Genomic DNA, 23077 nt, shown 5'->3' with positions numbered 1-23077 from the left:
GGGATCCCACAGTGTCATCCACGCCTCCGGCGACCGAGAGCCAGCACCGCACCGGCCAGCACCGCGGCCGCACCGGCGGCGACCGCACCGAGCACCTGGTACTGCCGGCGGACCCGGCGACGCACCTGGGCGTACGGGACGGTGGTGAAGGAGACCAGTTCGTACTGGGAGACGTAGCGGCCCGGCAACGCCCGTTCCAGAGCGTGCTCGACCTTCTTGCGGGTCTGGAACACCGGCGAGGCGACCTTGTCGCGCATCTCCACGAAGTTGGCCAGCGCCATCCGGGCGATCGCCTCGGCGTTGTCCTGCCGACGCTGCTGGTACAGCGGCAGGGCCGCCGCCCAGTCGTCGCCGCACTCGTCGAGGCAGTTGTCCAACTCGACCACGTCCTCGAAGGCGCAGTTCGCCCCCTGGCCGTAGAAGGGCACGATGGCGTGCGCGGCGTCGCCGAGCAGGCCCACCCGCCCGTTGAACTGCCACGGGTCACACCGCACCGTGCCGAGCACCCCTACCGGGTTGTGCTGGTAGTCGTCGACCAGGTTCGGGGCCAGCGGCGGCAGGTCCGGGTAGTGCTGGGCGAAGTACCGCTCGATCGCCGCCTTGCTGCCCAACGAGGAGAAGCTGGCGGTGCCGTGGTTGGGCCAGAACAGGGTGCAGGTGAAGGAGCGGTCCGGGTTGGGCAGGGCGATCATCATCGAGGTGCCGCGCGGCCAGATGTGCAGGGCACCCGGGTCGAGGGCGAAGTCGCCGCCCAGCGGGGGGATGGTGAGTTCCTTGTAGCCGTAGTCGAGGAAGTCGACGCTCTCGGTGAGCAGGCCGTGTTCCAGCAGTTGTCCGCGTACGGCCGAACCGGCGCCGTCGGCGCCGAGCACGACCCGGGCGTTCGCGGTGACCGTGCCCTGCGGGGTTTCGAAGGTCATCTGGGCGGTGGCCGGGTCGAGCCCGACCAGCCGGTGGTCGAAGGCGACCCGCACCTGCGGCAGCTTGGCGGCGGCGTCCAGCAGGGCGTTGTTCAACGCCCCCCGGCTGATCGAGTTGATCGCCCGGCCGCCCTCGGCGCTGTACGGCTGGAAGTCCGGCTCACCGACCACCGGGTGCACCATCCGACCCCGCATCGGCAGGGCGTCGGCCATCACCTGCTCGTCCAGGCCGATGCGGCGCAGCGCGTCCAGGCCCCGCTCGGAGAGGGCCAGGTTGATCGAGCGGCCCCGCTCCGGGGTCCCTACCCGCGGGTCCGGTCGCCGCTCGTAGAGGGCCACCGCATGACCCCGCCGGGCCAGGTAGCAGGCCAGCAGGCAGCCGGCCAGTCCGGCCCCCACCACCGCGATCTCGTCGTGCCGGGTGTTCACGCGCTCACCTCCACCGTCGCGGCCAGGGCCTCGGCGACTCGCCAGCAGTCGTGGTACGTCGAGTACAGCGGCACCGGGGCGAACCGGACGATGTCCGGCTGCCGGGCGTCGGCGACCACCCCGTGCTCGTACCGCAGCCGCTTGGTCAGTTCGTTGGCGGTGCCCTCGCCGATGCGTACCGACAACTGGCAGCCGCGCCGACCGGGGTCGCGGGGGGTGACCACGGTCAACGGCCGGTCGGCGACCACCTCGTCGAGCAGCCGCTCCAGGTAGCCGGTGAGCCGCAGGCTGCGCTCGCGCAGCGCCGGCATCCCGACCGAGTCGAACAACTCCAGCGAGGTACGGACCGGGCCCATCGCGAAGATCGGCGGGTTGGAGATCTGCCAGGCCTCGACCGTGGCCGGGGGCCGACTCACCGGGGTCATCTCGAACCGGGTCTGCGCCGCCGTGCTCCACCAGCCCTCGAACCGGTGCAGGGCGGGGTCGCCGTGGTGCCGCTCGTGCACGAACACCCCGCCCAGCGCCCCGGGACCGGAGTTCAGGTACTTGTACGAGCACCAGGCCGCGAAGTCGACCTCCCAGTCGTGCAGCGACAGCGGCACGTTGCCCGCCGCGTGCGCCAGGTCCCAACCGACGACCGCACCGGCGGCCCGGGCGGCGGCGGTGATGGTGGGGATGTCCATCAGCTCGCCGGTGAGGTAGTTGACCCCGCCGAGCAGCACCAGCGCCACGGTGTGGCCCTCCGCCGCCAGGAAGGCGGTCACGTCCTCGGTACGCAGGTTCTCCTCGCCCGGACGGGGGGTCAGTCGGACCACTGTGGTGTCCGGGTCCAGCCCGTGGAACCGGGCCTGGCTGCGCACCGCGTAGCTGTCCGAGGGGAAGGCGGTGTCCTCGATGACGATCCGGGTCCGCTCGCCGGACGGCCGGTAGAAGCTGACCATCAGCAGGTGCAGGTTGACCGTCAGCGAGTTCATCACCACGGTCTCGCTGGGCAGGGCGCCGACCAGGCGGGCCGCCGGGGCGGTCAGCAACTCGTGGTACGGCAGCCAGGGGCGTTCCGCCTCCAGGTGGCCCTCGACCCCCAGCCGACTCCAGGCCTCCAGGTCGGCCAGCAGTTCCGTACGGGTGGCCTTCGGTTGCAGGCCCAGGGAGTTGCCCGCCAGGTACGCGGTCTCCGGGTAGCGCCCGCCGTCGGCCGGGGGCACGTGGAACAGGTGCCGGTGGCCCGGCTCGGCGGCGTCCAGGCGCAGCGCCTCGGCCTCACCGGCACCCATGGTCTCGTTCTGGTTCATCCTCGCCTCACATCGCCGTCCGAGCCGACCACAGCTCGGGGAAGACCACCCGGGCCATGCTGCGTTGCAGCCAGGCCAGCCCCGCCGAACCACCGCTGCCGACCTTGGCGCCCATGGTCCGCTGCACCGCCTTGACGTGGTGGTGCCGCCAGTCGCCGAACTGCTCGGCCACCTCGGTCAGCGCCTCGCCGAGCATCCGCAGGTGGTTGTCCGGGCCGTTGTCGCCGTAGATGCGGACCCAGGCCGCCTCCACCGCGGCGTGCGGCTGGTGCTCGTCGCGGACCTCCCGGTCGAGCAGCTCGGCGGGGATCTCGTGCCCGTGCCGGGCCAGCAGGGCGACCACCTCGTCCCAGACACTGGGGGTGGCCAGGGTCTCGTTGAGTTCGGCGTACACCTCGGTCTGCCGGCGGAAGGGCCGGATCAGGGTGGTGTCCCGCAGCCCCAGCAGGAACTCCAGGTGCCGGTACATGGCCGACTGGAAGCCGGAGCCCTCGCCGAGCAGGTTGCGGAAGCGGTTGAAGTCGGCCGGGGTCATCCAGCGCAGCCCGTGCCAGGAGGCGTTGAGGGCCTCCAGGTGCAGGGCGGCCCGGCGCAGCGGGGCCAGGGCCTCCCAGATCCGATCCTCGCGCAGCAGTCGGGAGGTCTCCCGCAGTTCGTGGCAGGTCAACCCGAAGTACAGCTCCATGATCTGGCTGACCATCAGGAAGGACATCTCGCCGGGGTCGTCACTCAGCGGCTGTTGCAGTTTGTGCAGGGTGCTGGCCTGCACATAGGCGTCGTACGGCACCCGCTCGGCGAACTCCAGGGTCGGCTCGCCGCCGTTGCGGGCGGCACGGGCCGCCCGCTGCTTGCCCGTCACCGGACGCACCGCCGTCCGGGTTCCCGGGCGCAGCTCGGTCTGCTCCATCCGTCCACTCCTTCCTGGCTGGCGATTCCAGTCATGATCTCTCGGTGTCACCCCCGGATGGAATGCCTCTTCAACGGCGGTACGCCGGGCAGACCTGCCGAACGTGAGGTGATAGCGGTAATTGACTTGTCAGACGTAAGGTGAGCGCGTGGACGAGATGGACTGGGCCCTGCTGCGTGAGTTGCAGGCCGACGCGCGGTTGTCCTTCAGCGAACTCTCCCGCCGGGTGCACCTGTCCCCACCTGCGGTGGCGGAGCGGGTCCGCCGACTGGAGGAGAGCGGGGTGATCACCGGCTATCACGCGCATGTCGACCTGACCCGAGCCGGACGGACGGTGGTCGCTCTGATCCGGATGTCCTGCTACGGCGCCCGGTGCATCCTGCACGACCCGGAGGTCGCCACCTGGCCGGAGATCCTGGAGATCCACCGGATCACCGGGGACGCCTGCAGCGTGCTGAAGGTCGCGGCCGGTTCGATCGGGGAGTTCGAGGGGGTCATCGACCGACTGGCCCCGTACGGCCAGCCGTCGAGCACCATGGTGCTCTCCTCCCCCCTCAACTGGCAGCCCCTGACCCGGTGCAAGGAAGGGCCCTCCGCCAACCCCGCCGGCAGAGGAAAGGCCCCCGCCTGACACCCCTGCCGCTGCGGGCCGGGTTAGTGGGCGGAGCAGAGGGAAAGCACCGCGGGTCAGCCCAGCAGGACCGGTGCGCCGGTGCCGGGAGGGAGGATCATGCGGGGTCTGCGAGCGTACGGAGGCGTGCTGCACGCACCCTCGACCATCGTCCGACTTCTCGGGGCGTTCACACTGATCGGGGCGTTCGTCCTGTTCGGTGCCGCACCGGCCCGAGCAGGTGAGAACACCTTCATCGAGGTGACCCCGAACAGTGTGCAGGCCGGTTCCCGGGTGCACCTGCGGGGCAGTTGCGACAACGCCAACAATCGGCAGGCCGAGGTCGAGTCGGAGGCCTTCAACCGGGTCTTCCTTCGACCGGACAACGGCTTCCTGACCGGTGAGGTCACCGTGCCGGGCAACAAGGCCGCCGGGGACTATCCGGTGAACCTGCGGTGCGGCAACGGCCAGACGGCCAGCACCACCCTGACCGTGCTGAACATGCAACAACCCACCAAGGGCCCGGCGACCGGAGGCGGTGGCACCGCCGGACCGGGCACCGGCACGACCCTGCTGCTCGGCGGCGTCGCGGTGGTAGCCGCAGCGGTGGTCTTCGGACTGGTCAGCAACCGACGCCGGACCGGTTCCTGATCCGGGCGGACGCCATGATCGGCCACCGCGTACCGGTGCCCGAGCCGCGTCCGGCCCCACGGCCGACCGCCACCCGCCGGAGCACGCGAGTCCGGCGCAGGGTGGCGGCCGTGGCCGGCCGGTTCAGCCGGGTCACCGCGCAGATGGGTACGGCCAGTGTCACCACACCCGACCCCTCGGCCGCCCCCGTGCCACCACGGTCTCGGCGGGCCTCGGCGGTGTCACGGCACGGGATCCGCAGCAACCCCGGACTGCCCGTGGTGCTGATCGCCGGCCTGATGCTGTTGATCGTCACGATGCTCGGGGTCGAGCGACTGACCGGGCTGAGCCTGCTACCGGACCGCTTCATCGCCGGGTTGGCGCCACCGCCCAAGAAGTTCCCGCTGCTGCCGGCGAGCCGACCGGTCGGCATCGAGATCAACAAAATCGACCTGGCCGCACCGGTACACAACGTCGGGGTAGCACCGGACGGCAGCATCGCCGCGCCGACCGCGGAACGCGCCCAGGAGGCCGGCTGGTACGACCAGGGCCCCTCGCCGGGCCAGTACGGTCCCGCCGTCATCGTCGGGCATGTCGACACCAGCACCGGGCCGGCGGTCTTCCAGGACCTGCGGCAACTGCGGACCGGTGACCAGGTCGAGGTGGCCCGCACGGACGGCAGGGTCGCGGTCTTCGAGGTCGACCGGGTCGGCCGGTACGACAAGGAGGCCCTGCCGGCCGACGAGGTCTTCGGCGACTTCAGCCGGCCGCAGCTTCGGCTGATCACCTGTGGTGGGCGCTGGGTCGGGGGGTCGACGGGGTACGCGGACAATGTGATCGTCTTTGCTTCGTTGGTGGAGGCTCGGTGAGTTGCGGTTTGGGGTTTGCGGGGGAGCCCGACCCGCTCCGGGCGGTCAGGCTTGATCCCTGCGCGGGTCGGGCTCCCCCGCAAACCCTCGGGGGACCGGCTTCGCGGTCCGGTGGCGGGTGCGTCGGGTGGGGCCGGTAGCCGGCGGGGTGAGGCAGCTGGGGCGGGAGCCGGCCGGCGGGCGGTGGCTGGCCGGTGACCAGCGGGCTAGGCGGCTGGCGGGAGTTGGGGCGGGTGCCGGTGGGGTGGGGCGGCTGGGGGTTAGGCGGCTTCGGGTTCGCGGAGGTCTAGCCAGTCGGCCCAGCGGGGGTCGGGGGCCCGGTGACCGAGCACCCGCCAGGCGATGCCCTTGGGTGCGGCGGGCAGGGAGTGCAGCCGCCACCCCAGCTCGGCGGGGGTCTTGTCGCCCTTGGTGTGGTTGCACCTGGCACAGGCGGCGACCACGTTCTCCCAGGCGTGCGGGCCGCCCCGGCTGCGCGGGAAGACATGGTCGATGGTCTCGGCCGGCCCTCGGCAGTAGGCGCACCGCCAGCCGTCCCGGGCGAAGATCGCCCGGCGGGACAATCCCACATGGGTACGGTAGGGCACCCGGACGAACCGGGTCAGCCGGACCACCGAGGGCACCGGTAACGCGCTGCGGGCGCTGTGCAGGATGCCCTCGCCGTCGGCGACACAGACCGCCTTGGCGGAGAGCACGAGGATCGCGGCGCGACGCACCGACACGACACACAGCGGCTCATAGGTGGCGTTGAGGACCAGCGCGCCGGAGCCCACCGTGGGTCGTATGTCAGGCATCGCGTCACCCTCCCGGTCAAGCGGCTATCAACTCGCCACCGCCGACCGGTGCAGGACACAGCCATACACCATGTCGACGCCGGCCGGATCACCGACGTCCGTTGCGCCAATCGTCCCTGATCGGACCGGCGAATGCACGCCCTAATCCTGGGTAGCCGGCAGAGCTTTCGCCCGGGATTCCATGTCGGCGGGGCCCGGGATCACCCGCCGGTGGGTCGGTCACCGGCCCGCCGGGAGGTTGCGGTACGAAAACAGGGTGACCGTCAGCATGCTCAGCCCCTCCCCCGGCCCCTCCACCCCGGCCCTGGAGGAGACCCCCAGCCCGGAGTGCCTGGACGAGATCGTCTGCAAGTGGGTGTGGACCAACTTCGACTCCGTGTGGTTCGCCGAGGGCAGCTACTGGATCCTGGTCAAGCCCCTGCGGATCATCCTGATCCTGTTGCTGGCGACCGCCACCCGCTGGCTGGTGCACCGGACGATCCGGCGACTGGTCCGCACCACCAGCGACGCGGGCGTACCGACCATGCTCCGGCCGCTGCGGGAGCGCATCCCGAGCGCCGCCACCGAGCCCGGCGAGTTCGTCCCGGAGCGCCGCCGGCAGCGGGCCGAGGCGATCGGCTCGGTGCTGCGCAGCCTGAGCACGGCGTTCGTCTTCGGCATCGCCGTACTGATGGTGCTCAAGGAGTTCAGCTTCGACCTGGCGCCGCTGCTGGCCAGCGCGGGCATCGCCGGGGTGGCCCTGGGCTTCGGCGCACAGAGCCTGGTCAAGGATCTGATCGCCGGGCTGTTCATGCTGATCGAGGACCAGTACGGGGTCGGCGACAACGTCGACCTGGGCGAGGCGACCGGGGTGGTCGAGGCGGTCGGCCTGCGGGTCACCACCGTTCGGGACGGGCGGGGGGTGCTCTGGTACATCCGCAACGGCGAGGTCGTCCGAGTGGGCAACAAGAGTCAGGGGTGGGCACTGGTGGTGGTCGACCTGCCGATCGGTTTCGCCGGCACCGAGGAGGCCACCGCGGTGCTGCGTACCGCCGCCGCCTCCGTCGCGGTGGACCCGGAGTTGGCGGCCTCGATCGTCGAACCGCCCGAGGTGCTCGGCGTGGAGCAGGTGACGGTGGACGGCACGGTGATCCGCACGGTGGTCAAGACCACCGCCGACGGGCAGGGCGCTGTGAGCCGCGAGTTGCGCCGTCGGCTCGCGGAGGCTCTGGAGAATTCCGGGATCACCGCCCGGATCGCTGCGGTACGGGCCCTGCCCGGGTACCTGCGGGACGACAACGAGACTGGTCAGGGCGGGGCTACCTGAGCAAATGGCGAGGGGTCGCGGCCGAGCAGCCCCTCGGGTATCGTCCGTTCGTTCAGTCAGAGATGCGACGATCCAACCGTTCGCCCTAGCCAGTTGTCAGACGATCGGGCAGAATCCGGTGCACGCGCTCCCCGAGAGCGTGGTCACGTCCTCGCTGATTCGTAGATCTGACGATGGCCTCGGGGCGGCCATCACGAGTGGCCTGCCACCGGCCGATGGAGGCGATGGTGTCGGACGAGCGGCCTCCTCCGGAAGGTCCGGCCACTTTCCGTGAGGTCTTCGCCCAGGGGGAGTACCGCGCCGTCTTCCTGGCCAGCACGCTGACCTGGATCGGTGATTACGTCGCCAAGGCGGCGGTCACCCTGCTCGTCTACCGGGAGACCGACTCCGTCGCGCTCTCCGCCGCCGCCTTCGCGGTCAGCTACCTGCCCTGGCTGATCGGCGGGCCGCTGCTGGCCACGATCGCCGAGCGGCACCGTTACCGCCAGATCATGATGGTCTGTGACCTCATCCGGATGGCCTTGATGCTGCTCATCGCCATCCCGGGGATTCCGGTGCCGCTGATTCTGGCCCTGCTGTTCGCCACCACCCTGGCCAATCCTCCGAGCCAGGCGGCCCGTTCGGCGTTGATGCCCCTGATCCTGCCCGGCGACCGACTCGTCGTCGGAATCTCCGTCAACGCCAGCGTCGGGCAGGCCGCCCAGGTGGTCGGCTATCTGCTCGGTGCCGCGGTGGCGACCGTCAACACCACCGCCGCGCTGGTGATGAACGCGACCGCCTTCGCCATCTCGGCGGCCATCGTCCGCTTCGGGGTCCGCGACCGGGCACCGGCGATGCCCAGCTCGCATCGCCGGCACCTGTTCCGGGAGACCGCCGACGGGTTCCAGCTGGTGTTCCGTACCCCGGTGCTGCGGGCGATCGCGATCCTCGTCTTCGGCGCCATGCTCTGCTCCATCGTGCCCGAGGGGTTGGCTGCCGCCTGGGCCAACGAACGCGCCGACGGCGGGATGCACGCGGGCGTGGCGCAGGCTCTGATCATGGCGTCGAGCCCGGTCGGGTTCATCCTGGGTGGGCTGTTGATGGGCCGGGCGGTGGCTCCGGCCCGGCGGATCGCGCTGCTGCGTCCACTGGCGGTCATCGCCCCCTTGGTACTGGTGCCCGCACTGCTGGACCCGCCACCGGCGGTGGTGGCGCTGCTCGCCGCCGCCTGCGGGTTCGCGGTGGCCGGCATCCTGCCGGTGGCGAACAGCCTCTTCGTCCAGGCCCTGCCGCACGGTTACCGGGCGCGGGCCTTCGGGGTGATGGCCACCGGGGTCCAGGTCATCCAGGGTGCCGCGGTCCTGGCGACCGGTCTGCTGGCCGAGCACTACCCGATTCCGATCGTGGTCGGTCTGTGGAGTGCCGCCGGGGTGGTGCTGATGGCCCTGGTCGCCCGGAGTTGGCCCGACGCGCAGACCGTGGCGGCCACGGTCGAGGCAGCTCAGCGGACCCCTGCCGGGGCGGCCACCCCACCGGAGGACCCGGATCCGGGCAGTGTCGGGCCGGGGCGGCCACGGCACGCGGTGAGCTGAACCACCCCCTCGGCACCTCCCGGCCCGGTCACCGGCGGACGATGCCTGGCAGGATGGAAGGGTGAATCCCGCAGGTGAGTCCGAGCCCCGCGGCGAGGCGGTGACGCTGTACGAAGCCGTCGGCGGCGAGCCCACGTTCCGCAAGCTGGTCGATGAGTTCTACGCCGGCATCGCCAGCGACCCCTTGCTACGCCCGATGTACCCGCAGGACCTGGAGCCGGCCGCCGACCGGATGCGGCTGTTCCTCATGCAGTACTGGGGCGGCCCGAACACCTACTCCGCCCAACGCGGCCACCCCCGACTGCGGATGCGGCACGCACCCTTCCGGATCGGCGCAGCCGAACGGGACGCCTGGCTGCGGCACATGCGCCAGGCCGTCGACAGTCTCGACCTGCCGCCGGCCACCGCCACGGAGCTCTGGAACTACCTGGAGCGGGCGGCCTACTTCATGGTCAACGCGATGGAGGACCCGGCCGGCTAGGCGGTCGCCCCGCAGCGGCGCAGCCCTCCCCGACGGCGGCTCGACGGAGCGTCGTGCTCGGCCGAGGTCCGGGCCGGGCGACCCCGTCAGAGCCGGGCGACCCCGGTCAGAGCAGGGCGCCCTCGTCGTGCAGCCAGTCGACGAAACTCGTGGCGACGGCCGCGCCGCAGTCGAGCAACTCGACCAGCAGCGCGTCGTGGGCGCCTGCGGCGAGTGGCACCTGCAACTCGGCGTAGATCGGCAACTGCCCCCGCTCGGTGGCGTCGCCGACGTACGCCTTGCAGAAGCGTCGGGTGTGGTTCCACTCATTGACCACCCGGTAGGCCCGGTCGGCCCAGTCCGGCGGCACGGTCGCGTGCGGACGGGCCCGGAGCACCAGGATCTCGTCCTCGGGGCCTTCCAGGGCGACCAGCACCGCGTGGCGCTCCCACATGGCCAGCAGGTTGCCGTCCCCGTCAGCGAGGTACCGCACGTCGAGCAGGTCCAGGGCGTCGCAGATGCGGGCCAGGGTGACCGGCTCGACAGTGGCTGACATGTCGGCGATCAAGGGATGCTCCCCGGCCGGGCAGTCATCCTCGGGTTTACGGGGCGTCGGCGGCCCGACTCTGACGGCCTCCTCCACTGTGACCCTGCTTCGAGTTTCCGGGTCGCCGCCACTGGCGGGACCGGGGCGCCATGACCACCACGGCATCGCTCGCGCACCTCACTCCCCAGCGGATCCAGTTGCATACGGTGGGTTGGATCCGAGGATGGACGGTACCCGGACAGTCGAACCGAAGCATCCCCCCAACGCCCGCCCCAAGCCAGAAGGCCGATGGGTGGTCATACTTTCGGAGGATGGGAGAGCGGTTGCAGGGCAAGATCCATAGCCTTCTGCGACCAGATGGCTCCATACGGTCCCACCAGGGCGACCCAACGGCCAGCCACGCGTACCCGAACATCATCCGGGCTCGACGAATCGTGGGCGGACCCGAGGAAGCCCATCCGGATCAACCCCTGCACCAGTCGCTGAGTGACCTCCACCGGACGGTCAGGCGCGTCGTCCGGCGTCACCACCACGGCGACATGATCCAGCAGGGCGTCGCGCAGGGTCCGCTGCCCCACCGCCCGACCGCCCACGCCATGTGTCGTGGCCGTACGCAGGGTGCCGGCGGCGGCCTCGGCCAGCCGGCGCAACTCCCGGCCGGGCAGGACCTCCACCGGTCGGCTGGCCGCCGGCGGCAGCGGCCAACGCCACTGGGAGTCACGCGGAGTGGGCAGCCCGGCCCGGCCCGCCGTCAACTCGGCCAGCAACTGCCCGGCGGATACGGTGACGTCCCCGGCACCAGGGCCGGAGACCGTCCGCACGGCCAGCACCCCCCAGGGCAGCCGGGCCCACAGGGCCGTACGCCCCGGCGTACCGGCCGGACGCAGCCGGACCAGGGCGGCCGGCTCCAGACGGACCAGACGGGCCAGGAAGGCCCCCGCGTCGGCGACCCCCTCGATCCCGTGCCGGGTCTGCGCGGCGCCGGACTCCGATGCCCCGCCGCCCGCGCTCATGCCACCTCGTCCGGGGCGTATTCGAGCAGGAGGGCGCGTTCCTGGTCGGTGAGCCGCCGGGGCAACTGCCGGACCAGGTCGAACGGCACCAGCACCGAGCGTGCCTGGCTGACCAGCAGTTCTCCGTCGTACATCTCGTAGCCGAGGATGAAGGAGGCGGCGCGGATGCGTTCCACCCACATCTCGATGCGTACCGTCGGGGCCGCCTCCGCGGTGGCCCGAGCCAGGGAGTAGTCGACCGGGCGCAGGTAGTCGACCTCGTGCCGACGGATGACCACCCCGTCGGCGAACGAGTCGATCCCCCGCGCCCGGGCGCCGACGAACATCAACGCCACCCGGGCCTCCTCGTAGAGGGTCAGGAAGCGGGCGTTGTTGACATGGCCGTACGCGTCCAGGTCGGACCAGCGCAGGGTGCAGTCGTAGATGAACCGATCAGTCAAGACGGTCGCTCGCCGGTCAGTCGCGGGTCAGCTTGCGGTAGGTCACCCGGTGCGGTCGGGCCGCCTCCGCGCCGAGGCGGTCGACCTTGTTCTTCTCGTACGCCTCGAAGTTGCCCTCGAACCAGAACCACTTGGCCGGGTTCTCCTCGTCGCCCTCCCAGGCCAGGATGTGGGTGGCGACCCGGTCCAGGAACATCCGGTCGTGGGAGATCACCACGGCACAGCCGGGGAACTCCAGCAGAGCGTTCTCCAGGCTGGACAGGGTCTCCACGTCCAGGTCGTTGGTCGGCTCGTCGAGCAGGATCACGTTCCCGCCGATCTTGAGGGTCAGCGCCAGGTTGAGCCGGTTCCGCTCGCCGCCGGAGAGCACCTTGGTCGGCTTCTGCTGATCGGGCCCCTTGAACCCGAACGCGGCGATGTACGCCCGGGACGGCATCTCGACCTTGCCCACCATGAGGTAGTCCAGCCCGTCGGAGACGACCTCCCAGACGGTCTTGTCGCCGTCCAGGCCCTGCCGGTTCTGGTCGACGTAGGACAGCGAGACCGTCTCGCCGACCCGGACCGAGCCGCTGGTCGGCTGCTCCAACCCGACGATGGTCTTGAACAGGGTGGTCTTACCGACGCCGTTCGGGCCGATGATGCCGACGATGCCGTTACGCGGCAGCGAGAACGACAGGTTGTCGATCAGCACCCGGTCGCCGAAGGCCTTGGTCAGGTTCTGCGCCTCGATGACGGTGCTGCCCAGGCGCGGGCCCGGCGGGATCTGGATCTCCTCGAAGTCCAGCTTGCGGGTCTTCTCCGCCTCGGCGGCCATCTCGTCGTACCGGTCCAGGCGGGCCTTGGACTTGGTCTGCCGGGCCTTGGCGTTGGAGCGGACCCACTCCAGTTCATCGGAGAGGCGCTTCTTCATCTTGGCGTCGCGGCGCCCCTCGACGGAGAGCCGGGCGGCCTTCTTCTCCAGGTAGGTGGAGTAGTTGCCCTCGTAGCCGATGGCCCGGCCCCGGTCCAGCTCCAGGATCCAGCCGGCCACGTTGTCCAGGAAGTACCGGTCGTGGGTGATCGCCAGCACGGTGCCGGGGTACTTGGCCAGGTGCTGCTCCAACCACTGCACGCTCTCCGCGTCCAGGTGGTTGGTGGGCTCGTCGAGCAGCAGCAGGTCCGGCGCCTCCAGCAGCAGCTTGCACAGCGCCACCCGGCGGCGCTCGCCACCGGAGAGCTGGGTGACCTCGGCGTCCGGCGGCGGGCAGCGCAGCGCGTCCATCGCCAGTTCGAGCTTGGAGTCGATGTCCCAGGCGTCGGCGTTGTCCAGTTCCTCCTGGAGCCGGCCCATCTCCTCCATCAGCTCGTCGGAGTAGTCCGTGGCCATCTGCTCGGCGATGGCATTGAACCGCTCCAGCTTGGCCTTGGTCTCCGCGACCGCCTCCTCGACATTGCCGAGGACGGTCTTGGCCTCGTTCAGGGGCGGCTCCTGGGCCAACATGCCGACGGTGTAGCCGGGCATCAACCGGGCATCACCGTTGCTCGGCTGGTCCCAACCGGCCATGATCTTGAGAAGGCTGGACTTACCGGCACCGTTCGGGCCGACCACACCGATCTTGGCCCCCGGCAGGAAGTTCAGCGTCACGTTGTCGAGCACGACCTTGTCGCCGTGCGCCTTGCGCGCCTTATCCAGGACGTAGATGAACTGGGCCACGGTGCGGGCTACCTCCGTCGGTACTTGATCGCTGATGTGCGTGACACGCGCCAACGTGCGGGACGCGGAACGCGCCGTGACTCCCCGCCTTGAGCGGGAGTCGGCCGCGCACACGCCATCGTCAATCCTGACAGGTCCGCCGGGTCCCGCCCACATCGCCCCGCCTGCCTGAGCAAAGGTCGTCACGGTGACCTGTCAACATGATCACGTACAAGGTTCGGCCGGGCTGGGACGGGTACCTCACTCCGGCACTGAGCACCAGACGCCGCAGATACGCTCAGTACGCTCATCGCGGTGGACCCGTCAGCAACCCGGAGGTGGCCGATCGTGACCGTCCGTAGCTCCTTTGTCGTTGTGGCGAACCGCCTACCGGTCGACGAGGTGAGCACACCCGAGGGCCGGCAGTGGCGACGCAGCCCTGGCGGGCTGGTCACCGCCCTGCACCCCGTCCTCGCCGAGCATCAGGGCACCTGGGTCGGGTGGGCCGGTGGCACCGGCGCCGCCCCCGAGCCGTTCGACCTGGAGGGCATCCGGCTGCACCCGGTGCCGTTGAGTGCCGAAGAACTCGAGCGCTACTACGAGGGCCAGTCCAACGCCACGATCTGGCCCCTCTACCACGACGCCGTCGAGACACCGGCCTACAAGCGTCGCTGGCGTGAGGCGTACCGGCTGGTCAACGCCCGGTTCGCGGAGGCCGCGGCGGAGGTGGCGGCCGAGGGGGCCACGGTGTGGGTGCAGGACTACCAGCTCCAACTGGTGCCCGCCATGCTCCGGGAGCTGCGCCCCGACCTGCGGATCGGCTTCTTCCTGCACATCCCCTTCCCGCCGATCGAGTTGTTCATGCAGATGCCGTTCCGCACCGAGATCCTGCGCGGGCTGCTCGGCGCCGACCTGGTCGGGTTCCAGCAGCGGCTGGCCGCCCAGAACTTCGTCCGGCTCGCGCGCCACCTGCTCGGCCTGCGCTACGAGGGGCAGATGATCCAGGTGGACGGGCGCCAGGTGAAGGCCGGGGCCTTCCCCATCTCGATCGACACCAAGGAGATGGAGCGACTGGCCGCGGACCCGGCCATCCAGGCCCGGGCCAAGGAGATCCGCGAGGAGTTGGGCAACCCGCGCACCATCATCCTGGGGGTCGACCGCCTCGACTACACCAAGGGCATCGAGTTGCGACTCAAGGCCTTCCGCGAGTTGTTGGCTGACGGAAAGTTGACAGTCCCGGACGCTGTTATGGTGCAGGTAGCCACGCCGAGCCGCGAGCGCGTCGAGCACTACCAGGCACTTCGTGTCAAGGTCGAGCGCGAGGTCGGTCGGATTAATGGCGAATTCGGCCGGGTCGGTGTGCCGGCCGTGCATTATCTGCATCAGTCGTACAGTCGGACCGAACTTGCTGCGATGTACGCCGCCGCCGACGTGATGATGGTTACCCCGCTGCGAGACGGTATGAACCTGGTGGCCAAGGAGTACGTCGCATCAAGGGCGGACCACGGGGGCGCACTCGTACTCAGTGAGTTCGCCGGCGCGGCCACCGAGCTGCGTCAGGCGTTCCTGTGCAACCCGCACGACCCGGACGCTGTCAAGGACGCCCTGCTCCGGGCCGTGCATGTGGAGAAGCCGGAGGCTCGTCGCCGTATGCGGACTATGCAACGCCACTTGCGCACCCATGATGTGGGGCATTGGGCTAAGTCTTTCCTCACCGAACTCGGTGTACCCGACATGGAGGCGGCGTGAGCGCCCCCTCCAGCGAGATCATCGTGCCCACTGCGGGCACCATGGACCGGGAAATGATCTCCGCCATCGGGCGGATCGCCCGGGTCCCCCAACTGCTGATCGCCTGCGACTACGACGGCACCCTGGCCCCGATCGTCGAGGACCCCAGCAAGGCCGTACCCCTGCCGGAGGCGGTCGCCGCGGTACGCGCCCTGGCCGCGCTGCCGCAGACCACCGTCGCGGTGGTCTCCGGGCGGGCGCTCCGTGACCTGGCCGCGCTCTCCCGGCTGCCCAGCGAGGTCCACCTGGTCGGCAGCCACGGTTCCGAGTTCGACATCGGCTTCGTCGAGCGGCTCTCCCCCGAGCTGATCGAGGTACGGACCCGACTGCGCAACGCGCTGCGGGAGATCGCCGCGGCCCACCCGGGGGTACGCCTGGAGCGCAAGCCGGCCAGTGTCGCCGTACACACCCGGGGGGTCGAACCGCAGATCGCCGCCGCCGCCATCGAGGCGGTCCGCAGCGGTCCCGCCACCTGGCCGGACGTCACCGTCACCCAGGGCAAGGAAGTCATCGAGCTGTCCGTGGTGGCCACCCACAAGGGCACCGCGGTCGACCAGTTGCGCACCCAACTCTCGGCCAGCGCGGTCCTGTTCATCGGTGACGACGTCACCGACGAGAACGCCTTCGGCAACCTGAGCGGCCCGGACGTCGGCATCAAGATCGGCCCCGGCGAGACCAAGGCCGACTACCGGGTGGCCGAGCCGATCGAGGCTGCCCGGGTACTCGGGCTGTTGCTGGAGACCCGCCGGCACTGGCTGTTCGGCGAGCGGGCGGTGCCGATCGAGCGGCACTCGATGCTGGCCAACGGGCGTACGGTCGCACTGCTCACCCCGGACGCGAAGGTGACCTGGCTGTGCAACCCCAAGCCCGACTCGGCGGCCATCTTCGCCGACCTGGTCGGGGGTAGCCCGGCCGGGCACTTCAGTGTCGCCCCGGAACGCGGCGGCATCCCCCTGGGCCAGCGCTACCGCTCCGGCACCATGACTGTGGAGACCCGCTGGTCGGGGCTGACCGTCACCGACTGGCTGGACAAGCCCGACCCGAGGACCACCCCGGACGGGCCGGCGATCATCTCCGGTGACTCCACCCTGATCCGGGTGCTCACCGGCACCGGGCGGGCCCGGCTGGAGTTCGCCCCCCGACCGGAGTTCGCGCAGGTCGCCGTGCAGCTCCAGCCGCTCGACGACGGCCTGCTGGTGCTCGGCTCCAACGAGCCGATCGCGCTCTACTCCCCCGGGGTGCGGTGGGAGGTCGGCAACGACGGCGGCTACGAGAGCGCCAAGGCGGTGGTGGACCTGTCCGCCCTCGGCGGGCAGGTGGTGCTGGAGCTGCGCTTCGGTACCCACAGCCTGGAACACCACCGGCTGTCCATCCATGAGCGGCAGGCGGCGGCGGAACGACCCTGGAAGGAGTGGGTGGCCTCGCTGCGGCTGCCCACCACCGCCCGGGACCTGGTCGCCCGCAGCGCGTTGACCCTGCGCGGCCTCTGCCACGAGGCCACCGGCTCGATCCTGGCCGCCGCCACCACCTCCCTGCCGGAGGAACTGGGCGGGGTCCGCAACTGGGACTACCGCTACTGCTGGCTGCGCGACGCCGCGATGACCGCCCGCGCCCTGGTCGACCTGGGCTCCATCGCCGAGGCCGAGGCGTTCCTGCGCTGGGTCGACGGATGTGTGGAACGCACCGGCGGGCACCCCGAGCGGCTGCACCCCCTCTACACCGTGGACGGTTACGAGCTGGGTGCCGAGGCGGTCATCGACACCCTGCCCGGCTACGCCGGCTCCCGCCCGGTCCGGGTCGGCAACCTCGCCAACCACCAGCTCCAGCTGGACGTCTTCGGCCCGATCGCCGACCTGATCGCGGCCACCGCCGACGTACGCGGCTCGGTGCGCGCCGAGGAGTGGCGGGTGCTGGAGAACATGGTCGAGGCGGTACGCCGCCGCTGGCACGAGCCCGACCACGGCATCTGGGAGGCCCGTCTGCCACCCCGGCACCACATCTTCTCCAAGGTGATGTGCTGGATGACGGTTGACCGGGCGTTGCACGTGGTCCGTCAGCACGGCGGCGAGGACCGCCCCGAGTGGGTGGAACTGCGCGACCGGATCGGCGCCAACGTGCTGGAGTACGGCTGGCACGAGCACGCCGAGGCGTACAGCGTCGCGTACGGCGACGAGGACATGGACGCCTCCTCGCTGTGGATCGGCCTGTCCGGTCTGCTGCCCGGGGACGACCCCCGGTTCCTGTCCACCGTGTTGAAGATCGAGGCGGATCTGCGCAGCGGGCCGGTCGTCTACCGCTACCACTGGGACGACGGACTACCCGGTCGGGAGGGCGGCTTCCACATCTGCACGGCGTGGCTGATCGAGGCGTACCTGCGCACCGGTCGGCGTACCGATGCCGAGGAGCTGTTCCGCCAGATGATCGACACCGCCGGTCCGACCGGTCTGCTGCCCGAGCAGTACGACCCGCTGGCCGAACGCGGCCTGGGCAACCATCCGCAGGCCTACAGCCACCTCGGGGTGATCCGCTGCGCCCTGCTGCTGGACGACATGCTCAAGTAGTAGCTCACTCCCCTTTTAAAGCGGCCGGAGACAGTCTTCTGTCTCCGGCCGCTCGCCTTGTCGGGTGCGCGGGTGTGGTCGGGTGCGCGGGCGGGTGCCCTCGCCGTTACGTCGAAGTGGCGGGATCCAGGCCGGGCGGAAACCGCCGTTACGGCGCAACGGAGTCGATCACCCGTCAAGCCAGCCCTGCCACCGCTCGCCAGCGAGGCCACCCGTCCACGCTGACCCCGGGCCCCAGCGAGGCCACTGCCAGATCGCCTGGCGGCGAGCCCGGACCGGACCTCTGGGCGACTAATCAGGAGTTCTCCGCCAGTTCGGGCGGTGCGGTCCGGGCGCCCTCACCGTTACGGCGAAACGGCGGGATCCACGCGAGCCGGAAACCGCCATAACGGCGCAACGGAGTCGATCATCTCCCAAGCAGCCCAGCGGGGAGGACCGGGGAGCCGGTGACCGCGAAGATGGCCCAGCGGCCATGGACGGACTTGCGTCCCATGAACGGACTTGCGTCCCACGGACGGACTTGCGTCGTGGAGCCGACCCGATCGCCGGGTCTACCGGGGAACGCTGGCGGCCTGCGGGGCGTTGTACTCGCCTGGACGACCGAGGAAGGCGTCGGGCTTCAACCGGCGGGTGCGGGCCGGAATGTGACTCCGCCGGATGGCGTTGTATCGGGTGGCTGACCGAGCAGGGCACCGTGACCGCTAATGGTCAGGTGTGATCCGCCCCCGGGAATCACCGCCCCCGGTCACCGGTTGTAGTTGCTTCCGACGACGCGCAGCCGCTCCCCCGGCACGGTCGCGGACTTCCCCGTTCTTCTTGAGCGCCGGACGGTGCTCGCGTACCCCGTGCCGATCCCCCTCGGCGGGTGCGCCAACCCCCGAATGGAGCTTCATCATGAACTCGATCTTCCGTAACAGCGTGCTCGGTATTGCTGGTGTGGCCCTCGCCGGCGGCGTCTTCGCCGGCCCGGTAGCCGCTCACGCGGACCCCACCCCGGTGAAGTCGAGCCCGGTGGCCACGGTGAAGGCTGACAAGCCCGACACGGGCAAGCTCATCCCGCACGGTGTGCAGGGCAAGCAGTCCCGCATCGACCTGAACGGTGAGCAGGTCGCCAACACCAAGGCGATCATCGCCGCCACCAAGAAGGCCGGCATGGACGAACGCGCCGCCGTGGTGTCGATCGCCACCGCGTTGCAGGAGTCGAAGCTGGAGAATCTGGGTCACCTCGGTGACCGCAACGACCACGACTCGCAGGGCCTGTTCCAGCAGCGCCCCTCCAGCGGCTGGGGCACCGTGGAGCAGATCACCGACCCCGAGTACTCCACCACCGCGTTCCTCAAGGGCCTCAAGCAGGTCGACGGCTGGAAGGACATGCCCCTGACCAAGGCCGCCCAGACCGTCCAGGTCTCGGCCTACCCCGACCACTACGCCCAGTGGGAGCAGATGGCAGCCGACCTGGTAGCCCAGCACTGGAACAGCTGACCGAAACACCGAACAGCCCTCGATAGACATTCCTCCACAGGGGGAGCAAGAAACCGTTGGCCGGCACCCGAACCCGGGTGCCGGCCAACGGCCGTCTCCACCCCCGCCGCACCCAAGTCCCGACGAGCGGGCGGGTCGCCGAAGGCCGACCAGGTCAGGCTGGGGCGACCGTGCCCGGCGTAGGGATCAAGCCTGACCGGCCGAAGCCGGGCACGGTCGCCCCAGCCCAAACCGCAACCACCCCAGAACAAGGCATCAAAGGAGGGGAAGGACCCCGACCACATCCCCCACCACCACGACCGCCGGCGGCCGTACCCCCGCAGCCGCCACGTCCTCCGCCACCGAACCGAGCGTCGACCGCAGGGTTCGCTGCGCCCCGGTGGTGGCTTCCTGGACCACTGCCGCCGGGGTGTCCGCCGGCCGGCCGTGGTGGAGCAGGGTGGCCGTGATCGCCGGTAGGTTCTTCAGCCCCATCAGGATGACCAGAGTGCCGCGCAGGGCGGCCAGCGCCTCCCAGCGCACCAGCGAGGCCGCCGAGTCGGGCGCGACGTGCCCGGAGACCACGGTGAACTCGTGCGCCACTCCCCGGTGGGTGACCGGGATCCCGGCCGCCGCCGGAGCGGCTACGGAACTGGTCACGCCGGGTACCACGGTCACCGGTACGCCGGCTGCCGCGCAGGCCAGCAACTCCTCCCCGCCGCGACCGAAGACGTACGGGTCACCGCCCTTGAGGCGGACCACGAAGGCACCGGCCAACGCCCGGTCGACCAGGATCCGGTTGATCTCCTCCTGGGTGCGGGCCGGGCCGTAGGGGATCTTCGAGGCGTCCACCAGTTCCACACCGGTACGCAGTTCGTCGAGGAGCAGACCGGGCACCAGCCGGTCGGCGACCACCACGTCGGCCTCGGTGAGCAACCGCCAACCCCGGAGTGTGATCAGCTCGGGGTCACCCGGCCCGGCACCCACCAGAGCAACTCGCCCGGGTGACCCGGCCCCGGTGTTAACAGGGGACCCCTGCTCTACCGAATCCGTTAACGGGGGACCCTTCCTTTCACTTTCACGCAGGAGGGGGCGGATGGCGTCGCGGATGGTCATGGCGCGGCGGGGGTCGCCGCCGCCGAGGACGGCCACGGTGACCGGGCCGTGTCGGGTCACCGCCGGGGTCCAGGCGGTGGCCGCCTCCCGGTCGTCGGCGCGTACGCAGAAGATGCGGCGCTTGGCCGCGGCGGCGCTGACGGCGGCTGCGGCCTGCGGGTCGTCGATCGCGACATGGACCAGCCAGGCGCCTTCCAGGTCCTCGGGGTCGAACCGGCGGGGGATCCAGCGCAGTCGGCCGGCATCGGCGTGGGCCCGCAGCGCCGGGGTGATCTCCGGCGCGACCAGCAGGAGCTCGGCGCCGGAGTCGAGCAGGGCCGGTACCCGCCGGGTGGCCACGGCTCCCCCGCCCACCATGACGACTCGCAGGCCGGCCAGCCGGAGCCCGAGAGGGTACGGATTGCTCACTTCTCGGTCACGCCTGCGGAGTCGAAGGTGGCCACCTCGTGCAGCACCCGCACGGCGCCGGTGACCATGGGCAGGGCCAGCAGGGCGCCGGTGCCCTCGCCGAGGCGCAGACCGAGGTCGATCAGCGGGGTGAGGCCGAGTCGCCGCAGGGCTACGGTGGCCCCCGGCTCGGCGGAGCGGTGGCCGGCGATCATCGCGCCGACCGCCTCCGGGGCGAAGGCCGCGGCGGCCAGCGCGGCGGAGACCGCGATAACCCCGTCCAACAGCACGGGTACGCGTCGCGCGGCGGCGCCGAGGAGCAGCCCGGTCAGCGCGGCGTGTTCCAGTCCACCCACGGCGGCCAGCACCCCGAGTGGGTCTGTCGGGTCGGGTGTGTGCCGCGCCAGTGCCGCCCGGACCACCTCGATCTTGTGCTGGAGGGTGGGGTCGTCGATGCCGGTGCCCCGGCCGGTGGCCTCGGCGGCGTCGACTCCGGTGAAGGCGGCGATCAAGGTGGCGGCCGGGGTGGTGTTGGCGATCCCCATGTCACCGGTGATCAACAGGGCCGCCCCGGAGTCGATCAGCTCCCCGGCGATCCGGATGCCGACCTCGACGGCGGACCGCGCCTCGTCCCGGGTGAGCGCGGCGGTGACGGTCATGTCCCGGGTACCCCGCCGAACGTTGGCCTCGACCAGTCGCGGCACCTGACGGCCGTGCTCGCTGACCCCGCCTGGCCTAGAGACGCCCTCGCCACCCGCCACCGCAGAGCCCGCACCCGCACCGCCCGCCGCCGCGCCGCCCGGGTGGTCGGGGGTGGCGTGGTCGGGGGTGGGCAGGGGGGTGGCCACTCCGACGTCGACCACGGTCACCGTGGCGTCGGCCTGCCGGGCGAAGGCGTTGACGACCGCACCGCCGGCCAGGAAGTTGCCGACCATCTGGACGGTGACCTCCTGCGGCCAGGGGGTCACCTGCTGGGCGTGCACCCCGTGGTCACCGGCGAAGATGGCCACGGCCGCCGGGCTGGGCAGCGGCGGCGGGCAGGTGCCGGCCAGGCCGGCCAGGCGTACGGACAGCTCCTCCAGGAGGCCGAGCGAGCCGGCGGGTTTGGTCAGCCGGGCCTGCAACTGCCGTGCCGTGCTCATCGCCGCCTCGTCGAGCGGACGGATCGCCGCGATCGTGGTCTCCAGCATCATGCCTCCAGAATCCTTGCCAGTACCTCGATGAACGCGTCCGTGCAGGCCCGGTCCCGCACCGCGATGCGCAGCCAGTCCGGGCCCAGCCCGGGAAAGGTGTCTCCCCGGCGTACCGCCCAACCATGATCGCGTAGGACGGCGCGGATGCGGTCCGCGCCCGGCCGGTGGATCAGTACGAAGGCGCTGGCCGGGCGCCCGACCACCCGTACCCCCGGCAGGGCCGACAGACGGGTGACCAGGTGGTCGCGGTCGGCGGCCAGTTGCGCGGCGATGGCGCGCTCGGCCTGGATCGCGGTGGGGCCGGCGCAGGCGGTCGCGGCGGCCAGGGCAGGGGTGGAGACCGCCCAGAGGGGTTGTACGGCGGCCAGTCGGCGCAGCAGTGCCGCCGCGCCGAGCAGGTAGCCGATCCGCAGCCCGGCCAGCCCCCAGGTCTTGGTGAGGCTGCGCACGACCACCAGCCCGGGAAGGTCGCGGCGGGCCGCCAGGGATTCGGGCTCACCGGGGTGTCCGGGTGCGGCGGTGGTGTCGGCGAACGCCTCGTCGACCACCAGTACCCGACCCGGCCGGGCCAGGGCGGCCAGGTCGGCGGCGGGATGCAGCACCGAGGTGGGGTTGGTGGGATTGCCGATCATGACCAGATCGGCGTCGGCGGGGATCCGGTCGGGATCCAGCCGGAAGTCGTCCGCCGGGTCGAGCAGTACCCGCTGCACCTGGTGCCCGGCGGCCCGCAGGGCGGCCTCCGGCTCGGTGAACTGGGGGTGGACCACCACCGGCCGACGGATGCCGCGCAGCGCCTGGGCGATCAGCACGAACCCCTCGGCGGCACCGGCGGTCAGCAGCACCTCCTCCGGGGGCCTACCGTGCCGGGCGGCGACCGCGGTCCGCGCCGGGCCGGGATCCGGGTACGCGGCCAGGTCGGTCAGGGTCGCCGTGATCGGTTCGGCCAGCCAGTCCGGCATCGGCGCACGCCGTACGTTGACGGCCAGGTCGACCAGCCCCGCCCCCACCTCCGCGTCACCGTGATGGGTGAGGTCCGGCTCGGTGGCCGGGGTCAACGGTGCGTGCATGTCCGCGATCCTGCCGGGAAGGCGGCACCGGGGACAGCAACCTG

Annotated in this window: 20 protein-coding genes; 9 read left to right on the top strand and 11 right to left on the bottom strand. The window is 71.0% G+C overall.

Annotation, left to right across the window (positions count from 1 at the left end; translation table 11 throughout):
- Window positions 1-14: 14 nt before the first annotated feature.
- The 3 genes from ACLQ2T_RS24890 to ACLQ2T_RS24880 are packed head-to-tail and all read right to left on the bottom strand — an operon-like array spanning window position 15 to window position 3548.
- Entirely contained in the window at window positions 15-1349 is a 1335-nt protein-coding gene (locus ACLQ2T_RS24890; RefSeq protein WP_425768779.1) for an FAD-dependent oxidoreductase, read from the bottom strand.
- Window positions 1346-2623, bottom strand: coding sequence for a kynureninase (gene kynU, locus ACLQ2T_RS24885; protein ID WP_425768813.1), 1278 nt, complete (start codon window positions 2621-2623; stop codon window positions 1346-1348). The genes ACLQ2T_RS24890 and kynU overlap by 4 nt, the downstream gene beginning before the upstream one ends.
- A gap of 25 nt (window positions 2624-2648) precedes the next feature.
- Entirely contained in the window at window positions 2649-3548 is a 900-nt protein-coding gene (locus ACLQ2T_RS24880; protein WP_425768778.1) for a tryptophan 2,3-dioxygenase, read from the bottom strand.
- A 148-nt stretch (window positions 3549-3696) separates the two neighbouring features.
- Between ACLQ2T_RS24880 and ACLQ2T_RS24875 the strand changes: the two genes are divergently transcribed.
- The 3 genes from ACLQ2T_RS24875 (at window position 3697) to ACLQ2T_RS24865 (ending at window position 5657) form a co-directional block, all read left to right on the top strand.
- A complete protein-coding gene (locus tag ACLQ2T_RS24875) occupies window positions 3697-4179 on the top strand; it encodes an Lrp/AsnC family transcriptional regulator (RefSeq protein ID WP_425768777.1) in 483 nt (160 codons plus the stop codon).
- Window positions 4180-4278: 99 nt separating this feature from the next.
- Entirely contained in the window at window positions 4279-4809 is a 531-nt protein-coding gene (locus ACLQ2T_RS24870) for a hypothetical protein (protein ID WP_425768776.1), read from the top strand.
- A 14-nt stretch (window positions 4810-4823) separates the two neighbouring features.
- Window positions 4824-5657 (top strand): class F sortase, encoded by an 834-nt coding sequence (locus ACLQ2T_RS24865; protein WP_425768775.1) that lies wholly within the window; start codon window positions 4824-4826, stop codon window positions 5655-5657.
- Window positions 5658-5917: 260 nt separating this feature from the next.
- Here ACLQ2T_RS24865 and ACLQ2T_RS24860 read toward each other — a convergent pair whose 3' ends face one another.
- Window positions 5918-6451, bottom strand: a complete 534-nt coding sequence (locus ACLQ2T_RS24860; RefSeq protein WP_425768774.1) for an HNH endonuclease — start codon at window positions 6449-6451, stop codon at window positions 5918-5920.
- Between the two features lie 181 nt (window positions 6452-6632).
- Here ACLQ2T_RS24860 and ACLQ2T_RS24855 point away from each other — a divergent pair, with 181 nt between their 5' ends.
- The 3 genes from ACLQ2T_RS24855 (at window position 6633) to ACLQ2T_RS24845 (ending at window position 9809) form a co-directional block, all read left to right on the top strand.
- A complete protein-coding gene (locus ACLQ2T_RS24855; RefSeq protein WP_425768773.1) occupies window positions 6633-7757 on the top strand; it encodes a mechanosensitive ion channel family protein in 1125 nt (374 codons plus the stop codon).
- Between the two features lie 224 nt (window positions 7758-7981).
- The gene (locus ACLQ2T_RS24850) at window positions 7982-9328 is read left to right on the top strand and encodes an MFS transporter (RefSeq protein ID WP_425768812.1); all 1347 of its coding nucleotides are present in this window, start codon (window positions 7982-7984) and stop codon (window positions 9326-9328) included.
- A gap of 61 nt (window positions 9329-9389) precedes the next feature.
- Window positions 9390-9809: a globin gene (locus ACLQ2T_RS24845; protein ID WP_425768772.1), complete on the top strand. Its 420-nt coding sequence runs from the start codon at window positions 9390-9392 to the stop codon at window positions 9807-9809.
- Between the two features lie 106 nt (window positions 9810-9915).
- Here ACLQ2T_RS24845 and ACLQ2T_RS24840 read toward each other — a convergent pair whose 3' ends face one another.
- The 4 genes from ACLQ2T_RS24840 to ettA all read right to left on the bottom strand — a co-directional run bounded on the left by ACLQ2T_RS24840 (window position 9916) and on the right by ettA (window position 13481).
- Entirely contained in the window at window positions 9916-10500 is a 585-nt protein-coding gene (locus ACLQ2T_RS24840; protein ID WP_425768771.1) for a YbjN domain-containing protein, read from the bottom strand.
- Between the two features lie 131 nt (window positions 10501-10631).
- A complete protein-coding gene (locus ACLQ2T_RS24835; RefSeq protein WP_425768770.1) occupies window positions 10632-11348 on the bottom strand; it encodes a hypothetical protein in 717 nt (238 codons plus the stop codon).
- Entirely contained in the window at window positions 11345-11788 is a 444-nt protein-coding gene (locus ACLQ2T_RS24830; RefSeq protein WP_425768769.1) for an acyl-CoA thioesterase, read from the bottom strand. The genes ACLQ2T_RS24835 and ACLQ2T_RS24830 overlap by 4 nt, the downstream gene beginning before the upstream one ends.
- 16 nt (window positions 11789-11804) lie before the next feature.
- Window positions 11805-13481 carry an energy-dependent translational throttle protein EttA gene (gene ettA, locus ACLQ2T_RS24825; protein ID WP_425768768.1) on the bottom strand — a complete coding sequence of 559 codons (1677 nt, stop codon included), beginning with the start codon at window positions 13479-13481 and terminating at the stop codon, window positions 11805-11807.
- Between the two features lie 327 nt (window positions 13482-13808).
- Between ettA and ACLQ2T_RS24820 the strand changes: the two genes are divergently transcribed.
- The 3 genes from ACLQ2T_RS24820 to ACLQ2T_RS24810 all read left to right on the top strand — a co-directional run bounded on the left by ACLQ2T_RS24820 (window position 13809) and on the right by ACLQ2T_RS24810 (window position 19291).
- Entirely contained in the window at window positions 13809-15209 is a 1401-nt protein-coding gene (locus ACLQ2T_RS24820; RefSeq protein ID WP_119579773.1) for an alpha,alpha-trehalose-phosphate synthase (UDP-forming), read from the top strand.
- Between the two features lie 41 nt (window positions 15210-15250).
- Window positions 15251-17809: a trehalose-phosphatase gene (gene otsB, locus ACLQ2T_RS24815; protein WP_425768811.1), complete on the top strand. Its 2559-nt coding sequence runs from the start codon at window positions 15251-15253 to the stop codon at window positions 17807-17809.
- Window positions 17810-18703: 894 nt separating this feature from the next.
- Window positions 18704-19291, top strand: a complete 588-nt coding sequence (locus ACLQ2T_RS24810) for a hypothetical protein (protein WP_425768767.1) — start codon at window positions 18704-18706, stop codon at window positions 19289-19291.
- A gap of 255 nt (window positions 19292-19546) precedes the next feature.
- Here ACLQ2T_RS24810 and cobA read toward each other — a convergent pair whose 3' ends face one another.
- From cobA to cobC, 3 genes are read right to left on the bottom strand one after another with little or no spacing between them, the layout of a single operon-like run.
- Window positions 19547-20743, bottom strand: a complete 1197-nt coding sequence (cobA, locus tag ACLQ2T_RS24805; RefSeq protein WP_425768810.1) for a uroporphyrinogen-III C-methyltransferase — start codon at window positions 20741-20743, stop codon at window positions 19547-19549.
- 47 nt (window positions 20744-20790) lie between these two features.
- Window positions 20791-21963: a nicotinate-nucleotide--dimethylbenzimidazole phosphoribosyltransferase gene (locus ACLQ2T_RS24800; RefSeq protein WP_425768809.1), complete on the bottom strand. Its 1173-nt coding sequence runs from the start codon at window positions 21961-21963 to the stop codon at window positions 20791-20793.
- Window positions 21963-23033, bottom strand: a complete 1071-nt coding sequence (cobC, locus tag ACLQ2T_RS24795; protein ID WP_425768766.1) for an Rv2231c family pyridoxal phosphate-dependent protein CobC — start codon at window positions 23031-23033, stop codon at window positions 21963-21965. The genes ACLQ2T_RS24800 and cobC overlap by 1 nt, the downstream gene beginning before the upstream one ends.
- Between the last annotated feature and the right edge of the window lie 44 nt (window positions 23034-23077).

The organism is Micromonospora sp. DT229, from assembly GCF_049844505.1.
Taxonomy (GTDB): Bacteria; Actinomycetota; Actinomycetes; order Mycobacteriales; family Micromonosporaceae; genus Micromonospora.
The sequence above is the reverse complement of the archived record's forward strand: the minus strand, read 5'-3'. Positions and strand labels throughout refer to the sequence as shown.